The organism is Variovorax sp. 770b2 (genome assembly GCF_900115685.1).
Taxonomy (GTDB): domain Bacteria; phylum Pseudomonadota; class Gammaproteobacteria; order Burkholderiales; family Burkholderiaceae_C; genus Variovorax.
On sequence record NZ_FOXJ01000002.1, the window covers coordinates 33,943 to 48,399 of the forward strand.

Genomic DNA, 14,457 nt, shown 5'->3' on the forward strand with positions numbered 1-14,457 from the left:
CTTTTTGGCGATTTGGACTAATATTGTGCAAACGATTGCAAAGACCCGCCATGAACATTGCCACCTCTCCCCATTCGGTGCTCGGCTTCGCGCTCGAGGCCATGAAACACACGCCCGATGCGCGACTGCGCACCGTGATGGATGCGCTCACGCGCCACCTGCATGCCTTCGTCCAGGAGGTGAAGCTGACCGAAGAGGAGTTCGAGCAGGCGCTCGAGTTCATCGTCGCCATCGGCCACGCCACGGGCGACAAGAAGAACGAGGTGGTGCTGGCGGCCGACATCCTGGGCATCTCCTCCGTGGTCGCGCTGCAGAACAACCAGGACCCGCACGGCGAATCGCCCGCCGCGCTGCTCGGCCCGTTCTGGCGCGCGAATTCGCCGGCCTGCGCACCGGGCGACAACATCGCGCGCTCGGGCACGCCGGGTATTCCGCTCGCGGTGACGGGCACGGTGCGCAATGCCGGCGGCCAGCCGGTGGCCGGCGCCACGGTCGACGTATGGCAGGCCTCGCCGATCGGCCTCTACGAGAACCAGGACCCGACGCAGGAGAACATGAACCTGCGCGGCCGCTTCGCCACCGATGCCGAGGGGCGTTTTCATTTCCGCAGCGTGCGGCCGGCCGGCTATCCCGTGCCGACCGATGGGCCCTGCGGCGTGCTGCTGCGCGCGCAGCGGCGCCATCCCAACCGGCCCGCGCACCTGCACTTCATGGTGAGCAAGCCGGACCACAAGGTGCTGATCACGCAGGTGTTCGCCGATGACGACGAGAACCTGGAGACCGATCCCACCTTCGGCGTGACGCGCCGGCTGATCGGCCGCTTCGCGCTCGCGCCCGATGGCCAGACAGCCACCCTGCAATACGACTTCCAGCTCGAGCCTGGCGAGATGAAGTTCCCCCGTCCACCGATCCCCTGAACCCACCACTCCCCTTCACGCCATGAGCTTCGATCCTGTTTCCCGACTCGACGGCAAGGTCGCCGTCATCACTGGCGGCCTCGGCGCCATCGGCTATGCAACGGCCACGCGCCTGGCCACGCTCGGCGCCACCTGCGTGCTGCTGCACCGCCGGGGCGACGATGCCGCCGCGCGCGCCGCCGCGCTGCCCTCCCCCAACGACCAGCGCCACACGGCGATCCGCGCCGACATCGTCGACACGCCGAGCCTGCAGGCCGCGGCCGCCGAGGTGAAGGCCACGCACGGCCGCTGCGACATCCTGGTCAACAGCGCGGGGCACACGCAGCCCATCGCCGCCGGCGATCTGGATGCACTCACCGACGAGCTCATCGACGACCTGCTGCGCGCCAACTTCCGCGGCGTGTTCGCCACCATCCGCGCCTTCGCGCCCATGCTGAAGGAAAGCGGCGACGGCCTGGTCGCGAACATCTCGTCCATCGCGGGGTTCACCGGCGTGGGCAGCAACCTCGCGTACGTCGCGGCCAAGGCGGGCCTGGATGTGGTGGGCGATGCGCTGGCCAAGGCGCTTGCGCCGGCGGTGCGCGTGGTGTCGGTCTCGCCGGGCGCGGTCGAATCGGGCTTCGTGCCGGGACGCGGCGCGGAGTTCGCGAACAAGATGGCCAGCACCACGCCGCTCGGGCGCATCGGCAGGCCCGACGACGTGGCCGCGACGGTCCAGGCACTCGCGACGACGCTGCGCTTCGTCACCGGCACGCGCATCGTGGTCGATGGAGGGCGTCACCTGTGAGCACCGTGAAGACCCTCATCACCTGCGCCGTCACGGGCAACCTCGTGAAGCCCGAGCAGACGCCGCACCTGCCGATCACGCCGGTGCAGATCGCCGACGAATGCCTGGCGGCCGCCGAGGCCGGCGCGGCGCAGGTGCACATCCACGTGCGCCACCCCGAGACGGGCAAGCCGTCGATGGACGTCGAGCTCTACCGCGAGGTGGTCGACCGCATCCGCCGCGGCAATCGCGAGCTGATCGTCAACCTCACGACCGGCCCGGGCGGACGCTACATCCCGAGCGAGGACGACCCGAAGATCGCCGCGCCGGGCACAACGCTGCTGCCGCCCGAGAGGCGCGTGGAGCACATCGCGCTCATCAAGCCCGACGTGTGTTCGCTCGACCTCAACACCATGAACTCCGGACCCGACGTGGTGATGAATACGCCGAAGAACGTGCGCCGCATGGCCAAGGTGATTCGCGAGGCGGGCGTGAAGCCCGAGCTGGAGATCTTCGACTCGGGCGACATCAACCTCGCACTCGACCTGATCGCCGACGGCACGCTGGACGGCCCCGCGATGTGGACCTTCGTGCTCGGCGTGAAATACGGCTTCGCGCCCACGCCCGAGACGCTGCTCTACGCCCGCAACATGCTGCCGCGCGGCGCGTTCTGGAGCGCCTTCGGCATCGGCCGCATGGAGTTTCCGATCGTCGCGCAGGCCTGGCTGCTGGGCGGCCATGTGCGCGTGGGCATGGAGGACAACATCTATCTTGAAAAGGGCGTGCTCGCCCAGAGCAATGCACAGCTCGTGGCCAAGGCGCGCGACATCCTGCTGAGCCTGGGCGGCGAGATCGCGAACCCTCGCGAAGCGCGCGCCATGCTGGGCCTTCCGGATGCGAGGGGCTGAACGATGAGCGTCGCCGCCATGCACACGACCCACACCTGCCGCGCGTTGCGCGTGAACCAGAAGGCCGCCAACCTCGATGCACTGCAGCTGGAGGCCGCGCCGCAGTCCGAACCCACGCCGCCGCCCGGCCACGCCGTGGTGCGCGTCGCGGCCGCCGCGGTCAACCCGAGCGACGTGAAGGCAACGCTGGGCATCATGCCGCAGGCCGCATGGCCGCGCACCCCGGGCCGCGACTTCGCGGGCACGGTGGTGAGCGGGCCGGCCGAATGGATCGGCCGCGAGGTCTACGGCTCGGGCGGCGACATCGGCATCACGCGCGACGGCTCGCATGCGCGCTACCTGGTGTTGCCCGAAGGCGCGTTGCGCGCCAAGCCCCGGGGCATTTCGATGGACGAGGCCGGCGCGGTGGGCGTGCCCTTCGTCACCGCGTACGAAGGCTTTCGCCGCAGCGGCATGCCGCAGGCGGGGCAGACGGTGCTGGTGCTCGGCGCCAACGGCAAGGTCGGCCAGGCGGCAGTGCAACTGGCCTCGCAGGCCGGTGCGCGCGTGATCGCGGTGCAGCGCCGCGCCGGGCCCTTCGAAGGCTTCGCAAACGGCGTGGTCGAGGTGATCGATGCGCGCCACCACACCGACGTGGGCGCGCAGGTGCGCGAACTCACCGACGGGCGCGGCGCACACATCGTCTACAACACCGTGGGCAGCGCCTATTTCGAGGCCGCCAACAAAGCGATGGCCAAGGGCGCGACGCAGATCTTCATCGCCACGCACGAGCGCGCGGTGCCCTTCGACATCTTCGCGTTCTACCGCGGCATGCACACCTTCGTGGGCATCGACTCGCTTGCGATGAATTGCGTGGCCTCGACCGCGCAGCTCGACGCCATGCGCGAAGGCTTCGAGCGCGGCACGCTGAAGCCCTTTCCCATTGCACGCAGCTTCACGCTCGACGAAGCCATGGACGCTTACCGGCTGGTGCTCTCGGGCAGCACCGACCGCGTCGTGCTGCGCCCCTGAACCCACGAAGGACAACCGCCATGCATGTGACCCGTTTCAGCGAGGCGCCGCACTACGAGGCGCCCAACCATTTCGACATGCGGTGCCTGCGCCTCCAGGGCAAGGAAGCCGGCCCCTCCACGCAGATGTGGATGGGCATGAGCCAGATCCTCCCCGGTGGCCACACCGGCCTGGACGACTCCCCGATGGAAAAGCTGTACCTCGTGCTCGAAGGCCAGCTGCATGTGGTGGGCGAATTCGACGGTGCGCACCAGGAAGACGTGCTCGAGCAGTACGACAGCTGCCGCTTCGCGCCCGGCGAAAAGCGCCAACTGGAGAACCGCAGCAACCGGCCGGTGCTGGTGGCGCTGGTGATGCCGAACGCACCGCCGGACTAGCGCCCTCCTTCCAGTCATTCATCGCTCGAACAAACAAATCAACGGAGACAAGACGCATGAAGAAGACATTTCCCTGGAGCCGCCGACGGGCGCTCGCTGTGGCCGCGGCGCTCGCGGCCTGCACGCTCGGTGGTGGCGCATTCGCGCAGGGCACGTGGCCGGGTACGCAACCCATCAAGCTGGTGGTGCCCTTCACCGCAGGCAGCGGCACCGACATCGTCGCGCGCCTGGTGGCCGAGAAGCTCGGGCCCGCGCTCGGCACGAGCGTGATCGTCGACAACAAGCCCGGCGCGGGCGGCACGCTCGGCGCGGCCATCGCGGCCAAGGCGCCGGCCGACGGCTACACGCTGCTCGTGCATTCGGCGGGGCACCTGGTGAACCCGTGGATCTACAAGGGCCTGTCGTACGACACGATCAAGGACTTCACCGGCATCACGCCGATGGCGAGCCTGCCCAACGTGCTGGTCACCGCGCCGTCGCACTTTGCGAACGTGCAGGACCTGGTCGCCAAGGCCAAGGCCAAGCCGGGCGGCTTGAACTACGGATCGGCCGGCAACGGCTCGGCCACGCACATGAACGCCGAGGTGTTCCGGCTCGCGGCCGGGCTCGATGCGCAGCACGTGCCCTTCCGTGGCACGCCCGAGGCGATGACCGAGGTGATGGCCGGCCGTGTCGACTGGTTCTTCGCGCCGATGGTCTCGGCGCTGCCGCTCATCAAGAGCGGCAAGCTGCAGGCGCTGGCCGTGGGCACGGCAAAGCGCTCGTCGGCGCTGCCCGATGCGCCCACCACGGTGGAGGCCGGCGTGCCGGGCTCGGAGTACCTGTTCTGGGTCGGACTCTTCGCGCCTGCGAAGACGCCGCAGCCTGTGGTCGAGCGGCTGCAGGCCGAGGTGGCGAAGATCATGGTGTCGCCCGAACTGAAGGAGCGCCTCGAGAAGCTCGGCGCCGAGCCGTTCACGATGCCGTCGGCGCAGTTCAACAAGTTCATCGTCGACGAGACCGCCAAGGCCCAGCAGGTGGTCAAGGCCGCGAGCATCAAGGTCGACTGACATGGCCCGCACACTGTTCACGGCGGCGGCCCTTGCCGCCGTCTTTCTTCTGCTGCCCGTCGCCGCGCAGGCGCAACCGGCCGACCTGATCGTCATCAACGCGAAGATCGCCACGCTCGACGCCACCGGCATCACCGCGCAGGCGCTTGCCGTGCGCGAAGGTCGCATCGTGGCGGTCGGCAATGCCGGGCAGATGCGCACGCTTTCCGGCCCGATGACCCGCACGGTCGATGCGGGTGGCCGCACGGTGATACCGGGACTCATCGACTCGCACATGCATGCGGTGCGCGCGGCGCTGAGCTACTCGACCGAGGTCAACTGGATCGGCGCCGGCTCCATCGCCGAAGCCATGGCGCGCATCCACGCCGCGGCCGCCCGCGCGCGGCCCGGCGGCTGGCTGATCGTGGCGGGCGGATGGACCGAGCAGCAGTTCGCCGAACGCCGACGCCCCACCGTGGCCGAACTGCAGGAGGCTGCGCCGGACAACCCGGTGTACGTGCAGCTCTTCTACGAAGCGGTCGCGATGACGCCCAAGGCGCTCGAAGCGCTCGGCGTTCCCGCGGGCACGCTGCCGGCCGGCATGAAGTCCGCGCCCGATGGCGCGCCGGGCTGGATGACCGGCGACATCGTCGGTATCTCCGCGCTCTTCGACAAGCTGCCCAAGCCGACCTACGACGACAACGTGGCCGGCACGCGCGCTTTCTTCACGGAACTGAACCGCTTGGGCATCACCGGCCTGGTGGACCCGGGCGGCTTCAGCATCGCGCCGTCGCAGTACGCGGCGCTGTTCGAATTGTGGCGCGAGAAGGCGTTGACGCTGCGCGTGGCCTACAGCGTGTTCGCGCAGAAACCCGGTGCCGAGCTGCAGGAGTTTCGCGACCTCACGCAGATGCTGCCGATGGGCTTCGGCGACGACATGCTGAAGTTCAATGGCCTGGGCGAACGCGTGACGCTCGCGATGTACAACAACAATTTCCCCGATGCGACGGCCAAGGAGAAGTTCTACGAGCTCATCAAGTGGGCGGCGATGCGCAAACTCGCGGTCACCATCCACTGGCAGGAGAACGGCTCGGTCGATCACCTGCTCGGGCTGTACGAGCGGCTGAATGCCGAGGTGCCGATCCGCGGCTTGCGCTGGTCGATCGCGCATCTGGACGACGCATCGCCCGAGACGCTTGCGCGAATGAAGGCGCTGGGCATCGGCTGGACGATGCAGGATGCGATGTACTTCCAGGGCGACCGCGCGCTGGCGACGCGCGGCGAGGCAGCGCGGCGCATGCCGCCCATGGTCACCGCGTTGCGCAGCGGCGTGAACGTGGGTGCGGGCACCGACGCGCATCGCGTGGCTTCGTACAACCCCTTTGTCGCATTGCAATGGATGCTCGATGGCAAGACAGTCAGCGGCAAGGCGATGCGCGGGCCCGACGAAACGCCCACGCGCGAACAGGCGCTGCGGCTCTACACGGCGGGCAGCGCATGGTTCAGCTTCGACGAGGCGAAGCGCGGCACGCTCGAGGTCGGCAAGCTCGCGGACTTCGCGATCATCGACCAGGACTTCTTCTCGGTGCCGGTGGAGCGCATCGGCAAGACGGTGTCGCTGATGACGGTGGTGGGCGGGCGCGTTGTCTACGCGGCACGGCCCTTCGGCGCAGCGGCCACGGCGCCTTAGTCGCAGGCGGCGATGCAGTCGATCTCGATGTCGAACGGCCCGAACCACGCGGGCACGCAGACGAAGATGCGCGCGGGCGGGTCCTTCGGGAAGTACCGCGCGTAGATTGCATTGACGGCCGCGAACTTCTCGGGCGATGTGCAGTAGACATTGCACTTGAGCACGTTCGCGAGCGAGGAGCCCGCCGTTTCCAGGCAGAGCTTGAGCTGCTCGAGCACGATTTCCGTCTGCCGCTCGATCGTTGCTTCGACCACCCGGCCGGTGGCGGGGTCGAGCGGCGGCAGGCCCGACACATAGACCGTATCGCTGTGCCGCGTGACGACCGAGGCGGGCGCCTTCAGGTATTCCAGGTAGGTCGACAGGGGTTCGACACGGATGACTTCCTTCTTCATGAACGCGGCTTTCTGCAAAGGGATGCGTTCGATGATGCCGGCCGCCGCACCGGCTCGCTTCGCTACGGAGCGAAGGATGGCGTGAGCGCCCGCCGCACGCGATCGCGCAGCACCGGCAGCACATCGCTTTCGAACCACGGATGGTGCTTGAACCAGCCCGTGTTGCGCGGCGACGGATGCGGCAGCGGGATGAAGCGCGGCGCGTACTCTGCAAAGGCCTCGACGGTCTCGGTGACGCCGGCCTTGCGGGCCGCGCCGAGAAAGTGGCGCTGCGCGTACTGGCCGATCAGCAGCGTGAGTTCGACCTGTTTCATCTCCGCGAGCAGGCGCGCCTGCCAGAGTTCGGCGCACTCCCTGCGCGGCGGCAGGTCGCCGCTGGTGCCCCGGCCCGGGTAGCAGAAACCCATCGGCATGAGCGCGATGCGCGTGGCGTCGTAGAACGTCTCGCGGTCGATGCCGAGCCACCGGCGCAGCTGCTCGCCGCTCTTGTCGTTCCATGGCACGCCGGTGGTGTGCACCGTCATGCTCGGCGCCTGGCCCACGAGCAGCAGGCGGGCCGTGGCGCTGGCCTGCACGACGGGACGCGGTCCGAGCGGCAGGTGCGCGGCACAGGCGCGGCAACTGCGGATTTCCGCCAGCAATACATCCATGAACGGCTCTCGCGCGCTACTCGGCGAACGGACGGAAGAACGCGTTGAGTTCATTGCCCGCTGCGGCGTTGGCGAACCCGACGAAACGCCCTTGCTCGGCCAGCGTGCGCGCCGCGTGGATGAACCCGCCCCATGCCGCGCGCGCGAGCCCGCCGCCCACGCTGACGCGGCGCACGCCCAGCTCGGCGATGTCCTTCATCGTGAGTTCGCTCGCCCCGCCGACCAGCAGGTTGACGGGCTTGGGCGCCACGGCCGCGACCACTGCGGCAATCTGCTCGCGCGTCTTGATGCCCGGCGCGTAGAGGCAGTCGGCACCGGCCGCTGCATAGGCCTTGAGCCGCGCGATGGTGTCGTCCAGGTCGGGCCGGCCCGCGAAGAAGTTTTCGGCGCGGCCCACGAGCAAGGTGTCGCCGCCCGCCGCATCGATGGCCTTGCGCGCGGCGCGCAGGCGCTCCACCGCAACGTCGATGGGAAAGAGCGGATTCGCCGCATCGCCCGTCGAGTCCTCGATCGACAGGCCCGCCACGCCGGTCTCGACCGCGAGCCGCACGCTCTGGGCGACGCCGTGCGCGTCGGATGCGAAACCGTTCTCGAAGTCCGCGTTCACGGGCAGGTCGGTCGCCGCCACGATGTCGCGCAGGTGGGCCAGCACGACATCGCGCGGCTGCGCGCCATCGGCCAGGCCCTGCGACCACGCATGGCCCGAGCTGGTGGTGGCCAGCGCCTTGAAGCCCAGGCCCTGCAGGTAGCGCGCGCTGCCCGTGTCCCAGGGGTTGGGGATGACGAAGCAGCCCTGTTCGTGGAGCGCGCGGAAGTCGGCGCGTTTCTGGGCGACGGTGCGAGTCATGGGGGCCTCATCTTTCTCGGGTATGTGAAATGGCGAAATGTGCGAAGGATGGGGTTTTAACGCAATGACGCCGACATTGCGCGCCCGCACCGTTCGGTGTTCTGATCGGCACCCATGCCCTACGCCCTCCTGCTTTTCATTCATCTCGTCGCTGCCGCCTTCTGGGTCGGCGGCATGGCCACGATGCATTTCGCGGTGCGCCCGGCCGCCGTCGCCACGCTGGAGCCGCCGCTGCGCCTGCGCATGATGGCCGCGGCGCTGCGGCGTTTCTTCGTCGGCGTGGACGCGTCCGTGACGCTGCTGTTCGTGAGCGGCGTCGCGATGATCCTGCTGACGGGCGGCTTTCGCGGCGTGCACTGGCGCATCGAGGCGATGATGAGCATCGCCATCGTGATGGCCGGCATCTATGTCTACATCCGCGCCTGGGTGTTCAAGGCGCTGCGCCGCGCGGTGGAAGAAAGCGCGTGGCCGGTGGCGGCCGCGCGGCTCAACACGGTGCGCAAGCTGGTGAGCCTGAACCTCGCGCTCGGCGTGGTGGTGTTCGCCGTGGCGACCGTCGGGCGCGCGGGCTAGGCCCGTTAACGCTTCCCGGCGGCGGCGCTCGATTCGCCGAGCACGGCGCCGTCGACCGGCTTCTGCAGCCACTTGGCGATGTCTTCGCCCAGCGCATAGGTCACCACGCCGACCATGCTGCAGGTGCTGCGCGGCATGCCGAAGTAGATGAACATCTGGCGCTCCGCGGTGAAGCGCGCGGGTGCCTCGCCCTTGCGCTCCAGCGTGCCGCGCAGCTGCACGATCTTCGGGCCGCCGTAGAGGCCGCCTGCGTTCGCCAGCAGGTCGGTGATCTCGATCCGAAGGACGGGTGCGCCCTCGGCGTTGAGAGGTGCCGGCGGCGCGAGAAGGTATTCGTAAGGGGTGAGCAACTGGTCCTGCACGGCCTGCTTGAGCGAGGCCGGAACATCGCACGCGTCGTCGGCCTTCTTGAGCTGGATGCCCTTGGCGGTGGTGCCATAGGTGACGGCGGACATGACCACGCTGTTGCGCGCGGTCGCCTCGGGCGGCGGCGGCTCGGGAGGCGCCGGCTGGCGCGTGCCGCAGGCGGCGAGCAATGCGGCGGTGCCCATTGCAAGGGACGCAAAGGAAAGCCGCGCGGCAATGCGCGCGGCAAGCGGATGGTTGGTCATTGGAGAACTCCCTCGTGAATCGGACGCGCCTCTGGGGGCGCGCGTCCGATTCTGCACGGAGACGCAATGACGCCAATTGGCTTACAGCCCGAGCGTGTCGATGCCGTGCGCAACGGCCACGGCCTGGGCGCGCACCGTGGCGCGGTCGAGCGTGCCGGACAGGCGCGGCGCCGTGCCGGCCGAGGCGGCTTCGGCGTACAGGTCGCCGGCGCGGGCGGCGGCCACGGCTTGCGTACGGACCGTGGCGCGGTCGGTGGCGCTCGCGATCGCGACGGGCACGCCGCTCGATGCGCCTTCGGCGTATTGGTCTGCGCTGTGGGCTGCAGCGACCGCATCGGCGCGCACCGCGGCGCGGCTGGCGGTCGACTGGAACTGCAGCACGCCCTGGTATTCCTCGGCGCTCGCGCCAGCGGCGAAAGCGGAGAGAACAGCGGCGGCGAGGAGGAGCTTGGTGGTCTTCATGGCGGTATCTTTCAAAAGAAGTGAGTGAGTCGGTAAGTGATCTATCGGGACATTCATCGCTACGTCGGGGTGCCGTGTGGCGATGAATGAATTACATCGGCAGGCTGTATCTGCGATGTGTCGAGATCCGGGCCGTTTTGCATGCGCGTGTGTGCGCTTCGCCGGCTGGACACAGTGGCGTACAAATCGGCCCGCAGGCCGCGCTGCGCTTCGGAAAAAGGAGTGGACGAAGGGCCGGCGATCAGCCGGCCGCGCCCTTGAGCTCGACGCTGTTGCCGTCGGGATCGGTGATGTAGATCGAAGGCCCTTTGCCCTCGGCACCGAAGTTGTTCTGCACGTCGCCGTGCACCGGCACGCCGTGCTGTGCCATCGACGCGCGAATCGCCGCTTCATCGAAAGGCTCGATGCGCAGGCAGAGATGGTCGACGTTGCGGCCTTCCCTGCCGGCCAATGCGCCGCCTTGTTTGCCCAAGGGGCCATCGGGTGTGATCAGGTCGATGAGACTCGCGCCGGCACGCAAGTGCACGAGCCCCAGGTCGTCGCGGCGCTTCTCGACCGCGCAGCCCAGCACGTCGCGGTAGAAGGCGATCGCGCGTTCGATGTCCTTCACGCGCAGCACGACATGGTCGATGCGCAGCACCGCGAACGGTGGGCTGGGCATCGGACGCGTCATGGCCGGCTGTCTTTCTTCAGACCACGCCCGCCGAACGCAGCGCATCGAACCGCGCCGCGTCGATGCCGAACTCGGCCAGCACTTCGCGCGTGTGCTGTCCGAGCGCCGGCGGCGCATGGCGCAGCACGGGCGGCGTGGCCGACAGGCGCAGCGGACTCGCCACGCCGGTGATGCTGGCAATGCCATCGCCCGCATCGCGCGGCAGCGTGACCGCAAGGCCCCGTGCCTTGACCTGCGCGTCGTCGAAGGCCTGCGCAATGTCGTTGATGGGGCCGCAGGGCACGGCCTTGTCTTCGAGCAGCGTGACCCAGTCGGCGGTGCTGCGGGTGCGGGTGAGTTCTTCCATCATCGGGATCAGCACGCCGCGGTGCTTCACGCGCAGCGTGTTGGTCGCGAAACGCGCGTCGGCTGCCCACGCCGCATGGCCGGCCGCTTCGCAGAAGCGCGAGAACTGGCCGTTGTTGCCGACGGCCAGCAGCATCGAGCCATCGAGCGTCGGAAAGTCCTGGTACGGCGCCAGGCTCGGGTGCGTATTGCCCTGTCGCTGCGGCGCCTTGCCGGTGTTGAGAAAAGCGCTCGCCTGGTTGGCCAGGATGGCCATGCCCACGTCGAGCAGCGCCATGTCGATGTGCTGGCCTTCGCCCGTGCGGTCGCGCACCTGCAGCGCCGCGAGGATCGCGGTGCTCGCGTACACGCCGGTGAACAGGTCGGTGAGCGCCACGCCCACACGCAGCGGGCCGCCGCCGGGCACGTCGTCGGGACGGCCGGTGATGCTCATCATGCCGGTCATGGCCTGGATCATCAGGTCGTAGCCCGCGCGCTCGGCGTAAGGGCCGTCGTGGCCGAAGCCGGTCACGCTGCAGTAGATGAGGCGCGGGTTGGCCGCGCGGAGGCTCTCCTGGTCGAGGCCGTATTGCGCGAGGCCCCCGGTCTTGAAGTTCTCCACCACGATGTCGGCCTCTGCCGCCATCTGCTTCAACAGCGCCTGCCCCTCGGGCGTGGCCATGTCGATGGTGACCGAGCGCTTGTTGCGATTGCAGGCGGTGAAGTAGCTGGCCTGGTCGGTGTCGTTGCCGTCCGCGTCCTTGATGAACGGCGGGCCCCAGGTGCGGGTGTCGTCGCCCACGCCGGGGCGCTCGATCTTGATGACGTCGGCACCCAGGTCCGCGAGGATCTGCGTGCACCACGGGCCCGCGAGCACGCGGGACAGATCCAGGACCTTGATGCCGTCCAGGGCTGCGGGCTTGGTCATTCGTGCCTAGTTCGCGAAAGCTGCAATGCCGGTGATCGCACGGCCCAGGATCAGCGCGTGGATGTCATGCGTGCCTTCGTAGGTGTTGACCACTTCCAGGTTCACCAGGTGGCGGGCCACGCCGAACTCGTCGCTGATGCCGTTGCCGCCCATCATGTCGCGCGCCAGGCGGGCGATGTCCAGGGCCTTGCCGCAGTTGTTGCGCTTCATGATCGAGGTGATCTCGACCGAGGCCGTGCCTTCGTCCTTCATGCGGCCCAGGCGCAGGCTCCCCTGCAGGCCCAGCGTGATCTCGGTCTGCATGTCGGCCAGCTTCTTCTGGATGAGCTGGTTGGCGGCGAGCGGGCGGCCGAATTGCTTCCTGTCCAGCGTGTACTGGCGGGCGCGGTGCCAGCAGTCTTCGGCGGCACCCAGGGCGCCCCACGAGATGCCGTAGCGGGCGCTGTTCAGGCAAGTGAACGGGCCCTTCAGGCCCTGCACTTCGGGGAAGGCGTTTTCCTCGGGGCAGAACACGCCGTCCATCACGATTTCGCCGGTGATGCTGGCGCGCAGGCCCACCTTGCCGTGGATCGCGGGGGCCGAGAGACCCTTCATGCCCTTCTCGAGCACGAAGCCGCGGATCGGGCCGACCGTGCCGCTTTCGCTGACTTCCTTGGCCCACACGACGAACACGTCGGCGATGGGCGAATTGCTGATCCACATCTTGGCGCCGCTGAGCGAGTAGCCGCCCGGCACCTTCTTGGCGCGCGTGACCATGCTGCCGGGGTCCGAGCCGTGGTCGGGTTCGGTCAGGCCGAAGCAGCCGATCCATTCGCCGGTGGCCAGCTTGGGCAGGAACTTCTGCTTTTGCGCTTCGGTGCCGAATTCGAAGATGGGCACCATCACCAGCGAGCTCTGCACGCTGGCCATCGAGCGGTAGCCCGAGTCGACGCGCTCGACTTCGCGGGCGATCAGGCCGTAGGCCACGTAGTTGAGGCCGGGGCCGCCGTACTGCTCGGGGATCGTGGGGCCCAGGAGGCCGAGCGCGCCCATTTCGCGAAAGATGGCGGGGTCGGTCTCGCCGCTGCGGAAACCTTCGATGACGCGGGGCGCCAGGCGCTCCTGGCAGTAGGCATTGGCCGCGTCGCGGATCATGCGTTCTTCGTCGGTCAGTTGCTGGTCGAGAAGAAGGGGATCGTCCCAGTGGAATTGCGCTTTGGCGGCCATGTGCTGTCTCCGGAAAGAGGGAAAGAGAGAAAAGGGGGGATGAGAGCGATCCTAGCCACGCGAGGGGCCGGGCGCAAACGATGAATCCTCACCTAGATATGCGTTTGTAGAATGTCTTGCAAGATGTTCGAGCGGCCTCGCCATTGGCGAGGCCTAGTCTCCATACATACACCCGAGGCATACATGCGCCGCAAGATCCCACCCCTGCAAACCCTCGTGTGCTTCGACGCCGCCGCGCGCCACGAGAGCTACACGCGCGCCGCGCAGGAACTCGCGCTCACCCAGAGCGCGGTGTCGCGGCAGATCGGCACGCTGGAGGCTTTCCTCGGCGTGGCCCTCTTTCGCCGCACGCGCCACGGCGTGGCGCTCACCGCGAGCGGCGCGGCCTATGCGCGGCAGATCACCAAGCGGCTCGAAGCGATGGAGCGCGACACGCTCGACGCCATGGCCCATCAGGGCGAAGGCGGCTCGCTCTCGCTGGCGGCCGTACCCACCTTCGCCACGCGCTGGCTGATGCCTCGCCTGAAAGGGTTCGCCGCGCTGCAGCCCGACGTGGTGGTGCACATCGAGACGCGCACGCGCCCTTTTCTCTTCGCAGATGCGGAGTTCGATGCGGCCCTCTACGCCGGCACACCCGCGCAGGTGGAGAACTGGGCCGGCACGCGCGCGCTGCTGCTGATGCACGAGGACGTGGTGCCGGTGTGCAGCCCTTCCCTGCTTCCGCGCGGCAAGGCCGTGGCACCAGCGGTCGTCGCGAAGATGCCGCTGCTGCAGCAGAGCACGCGGCCCGACGGCTGGCGCCAGTGGTTCGATGCGCAGCAGATCGACGCGCCCAATGCGCGCGGCGGCCCGCGCTACGAGCTGTTCTCCATCCTCGCCGCGGCCGCCTCCCACGGCCTGGGCGTTGCGCTGATGCCGACGATGCTGGTGGCCGACGAGCTCGCGCGCGGCGAGCTGGTGGTGGCCTGCGCGCGGCCGCTCTCGGGCGAGCGCAACTACTACCTCGTGACGCCGGAGCGGGCCGACCAGCGGCCGCTGCTCAAGTTCTTCAGCGACTGGCTGCTCGAAGAGGCGCGCCAACGTTGAGAATGCGC

At 68.6% G+C, this 14,457-nt stretch carries 17 protein-coding genes; 9 read left to right on the forward strand and 8 right to left on the reverse strand.

Annotated features, from left to right (window positions below; genetic code table 11):
* The first annotated feature begins 50 nt into the window (after positions 1-50).
* From BM133_RS15720 to BM133_RS15750, 7 genes are read left to right on the forward strand one after another with little or no spacing between them, the layout of a single operon-like run.
* Positions 51-917 (forward strand): dioxygenase family protein, encoded by an 867-nt coding sequence (locus tag BM133_RS15720; RefSeq protein ID WP_093435426.1) that lies wholly within the window; start codon positions 51-53, stop codon positions 915-917.
* 22 nt (positions 918-939) lie between these two features.
* Positions 940-1,704, forward strand: a complete 765-nt coding sequence (locus BM133_RS15725) for an SDR family NAD(P)-dependent oxidoreductase (RefSeq protein WP_093435427.1) — start codon at positions 940-942, stop codon at positions 1,702-1,704.
* Positions 1,701-2,591, forward strand: coding sequence for a beta-keto acid cleavage family enzyme (locus tag BM133_RS15730; protein WP_093435429.1), 891 nt, complete (start codon positions 1,701-1,703; stop codon positions 2,589-2,591). Before BM133_RS15725 ends, BM133_RS15730 begins: the two co-directional genes overlap by 4 nt.
* Before the next feature lie 18 nt (positions 2,592-2,609).
* Complete coding sequence (locus BM133_RS15735; protein ID WP_093437017.1) at positions 2,610-3,602, forward strand: quinone oxidoreductase family protein; 993 nt, start codon at positions 2,610-2,612, stop codon at positions 3,600-3,602.
* Between the two features lie 20 nt (positions 3,603-3,622).
* Entirely contained in the window at positions 3,623-3,979 is a 357-nt protein-coding gene (locus tag BM133_RS15740; protein ID WP_093435431.1) for a cupin domain-containing protein, read from the forward strand.
* A gap of 56 nt (positions 3,980-4,035) precedes the next feature.
* Positions 4,036-5,028 (forward strand): Bug family tripartite tricarboxylate transporter substrate binding protein, encoded by a 993-nt coding sequence (locus BM133_RS15745; RefSeq protein ID WP_093435432.1) that lies wholly within the window; start codon positions 4,036-4,038, stop codon positions 5,026-5,028.
* A gap of 1 nt (position 5,029) precedes the next feature.
* Positions 5,030-6,697 carry an amidohydrolase gene (locus BM133_RS15750; protein ID WP_093435434.1) on the forward strand — a complete coding sequence of 556 codons (1,668 nt, stop codon included), beginning with the start codon at positions 5,030-5,032 and terminating at the stop codon, positions 6,695-6,697.
* Here BM133_RS15750 and BM133_RS15755 read toward each other — a convergent pair.
* The 3 genes from BM133_RS15755 to BM133_RS15765 form a co-directional block, all read right to left on the reverse strand.
* Positions 6,694-7,089 carry a RidA family protein gene (locus BM133_RS15755; RefSeq protein WP_093437020.1) on the reverse strand — a complete coding sequence of 132 codons (396 nt, stop codon included), beginning with the start codon at positions 7,087-7,089 and terminating at the stop codon, positions 6,694-6,696. The genes BM133_RS15750 and BM133_RS15755 overlap by 4 nt on opposite strands.
* Before the next feature lie 62 nt (positions 7,090-7,151).
* Positions 7,152-7,739: a uracil-DNA glycosylase family protein gene (locus BM133_RS15760; protein WP_093435436.1), complete on the reverse strand. Its 588-nt coding sequence runs from the start codon at positions 7,737-7,739 to the stop codon at positions 7,152-7,154.
* A gap of 16 nt (positions 7,740-7,755) precedes the next feature.
* Positions 7,756-8,586 carry an isocitrate lyase/PEP mutase family protein gene (locus BM133_RS15765; RefSeq protein WP_093435438.1) on the reverse strand — a complete coding sequence of 277 codons (831 nt, stop codon included), beginning with the start codon at positions 8,584-8,586 and terminating at the stop codon, positions 7,756-7,758.
* Between the two features lie 114 nt (positions 8,587-8,700).
* Between BM133_RS15765 and BM133_RS15770 the strand changes: the two genes are divergently transcribed.
* On the forward strand, positions 8,701-9,159 hold the full coding sequence (locus BM133_RS15770; RefSeq protein ID WP_093435440.1) for a CopD family protein: 459 nt from the start codon (positions 8,701-8,703) through the stop codon (positions 9,157-9,159).
* Positions 9,160-9,164: 5 nt separating this feature from the next.
* On the opposite strand, the gene BM133_RS15775 is transcribed toward BM133_RS15770, so the two are convergent.
* From BM133_RS15775 to BM133_RS15795, 5 genes are all read right to left on the reverse strand, one after another.
* On the reverse strand, positions 9,165-9,770 hold the full coding sequence (locus BM133_RS15775; RefSeq protein ID WP_093435442.1) for a hypothetical protein: 606 nt from the start codon (positions 9,768-9,770) through the stop codon (positions 9,165-9,167).
* 81 nt (positions 9,771-9,851) lie between these two features.
* Positions 9,852-10,232, reverse strand: a complete 381-nt coding sequence (locus BM133_RS15780) for a helicase SNF2 (RefSeq protein WP_093435443.1) — start codon at positions 10,230-10,232, stop codon at positions 9,852-9,854.
* 241 nt (positions 10,233-10,473) lie between these two features.
* On the reverse strand, positions 10,474-10,905 hold the full coding sequence (locus tag BM133_RS15785; protein WP_093435445.1) for a VOC family protein: 432 nt from the start codon (positions 10,903-10,905) through the stop codon (positions 10,474-10,476).
* 16 nt (positions 10,906-10,921) lie between these two features.
* The gene (locus BM133_RS15790; protein ID WP_093435447.1) at positions 10,922-12,157 is read right to left on the reverse strand and encodes a CaiB/BaiF CoA transferase family protein; all 1,236 of its coding nucleotides are present in this window, start codon (positions 12,155-12,157) and stop codon (positions 10,922-10,924) included.
* Positions 12,158-12,163: 6 nt separating this feature from the next.
* Complete coding sequence (locus BM133_RS15795; RefSeq protein ID WP_093435448.1) at positions 12,164-13,363, reverse strand: acyl-CoA dehydrogenase; 1,200 nt, start codon at positions 13,361-13,363, stop codon at positions 12,164-12,166.
* 183 nt (positions 13,364-13,546) lie between these two features.
* Here BM133_RS15795 and BM133_RS15800 point away from each other — a divergent pair, with 183 nt between their 5' ends.
* Positions 13,547-14,449, forward strand: coding sequence for a LysR substrate-binding domain-containing protein (locus BM133_RS15800; protein WP_093435450.1), 903 nt, complete (start codon positions 13,547-13,549; stop codon positions 14,447-14,449).
* Positions 14,450-14,457: the final 8 nt, after the last annotated feature.

Coding starts and splice junctions, on each gene's coding strand:
- BM133_RS15720 (WP_093435426.1), top strand. CDS start 51: ATGAACATTGCCACCTCTCCCCATTCGGTGCTCGGCTTCGCGCTCGAG.
- BM133_RS15725 (WP_093435427.1), top strand. CDS start 940: ATGAGCTTCGATCCTGTTTCCCGACTCGACGGCAAGGTCGCCGTCATC.
- BM133_RS15735 (WP_093437017.1), top strand. CDS start 2,610: ATGCACACGACCCACACCTGCCGCGCGTTGCGCGTGAACCAGAAGGCC.
- BM133_RS15740 (WP_093435431.1), top strand. CDS start 3,623: ATGCATGTGACCCGTTTCAGCGAGGCGCCGCACTACGAGGCGCCCAAC.
- BM133_RS15745 (WP_093435432.1), top strand. CDS start 4,036: ATGAAGAAGACATTTCCCTGGAGCCGCCGACGGGCGCTCGCTGTGGCC.
- BM133_RS15750 (WP_093435434.1), top strand. CDS start 5,030: ATGGCCCGCACACTGTTCACGGCGGCGGCCCTTGCCGCCGTCTTTCTT.
- BM133_RS15755 (WP_093437020.1), bottom strand. CDS start 7,089: ATGAAGAAGGAAGTCATCCGTGTCGAACCCCTGTCGACCTACCTGGAA.
- BM133_RS15760 (WP_093435436.1), bottom strand. CDS start 7,739: ATGGATGTATTGCTGGCGGAAATCCGCAGTTGCCGCGCCTGTGCCGCG.
- BM133_RS15765 (WP_093435438.1), bottom strand. CDS start 8,586: ATGACTCGCACCGTCGCCCAGAAACGCGCCGACTTCCGCGCGCTCCAC.
- BM133_RS15770 (WP_093435440.1), top strand. CDS start 8,701: ATGCCCTACGCCCTCCTGCTTTTCATTCATCTCGTCGCTGCCGCCTTC.
- BM133_RS15775 (WP_093435442.1), bottom strand. CDS start 9,770: ATGACCAACCATCCGCTTGCCGCGCGCATTGCCGCGCGGCTTTCCTTT.
- BM133_RS15780 (WP_093435443.1), bottom strand. CDS start 10,232: ATGAAGACCACCAAGCTCCTCCTCGCCGCCGCTGTTCTCTCCGCTTTC.
- BM133_RS15785 (WP_093435445.1), bottom strand. CDS start 10,905: ATGACGCGTCCGATGCCCAGCCCACCGTTCGCGGTGCTGCGCATCGAC.
- BM133_RS15790 (WP_093435447.1), bottom strand. CDS start 12,157: ATGACCAAGCCCGCAGCCCTGGACGGCATCAAGGTCCTGGATCTGTCC.
- BM133_RS15795 (WP_093435448.1), bottom strand. CDS start 13,363: ATGGCCGCCAAAGCGCAATTCCACTGGGACGATCCCCTTCTTCTCGAC.
- BM133_RS15800 (WP_093435450.1), top strand. CDS start 13,547: ATGCGCCGCAAGATCCCACCCCTGCAAACCCTCGTGTGCTTCGACGCC.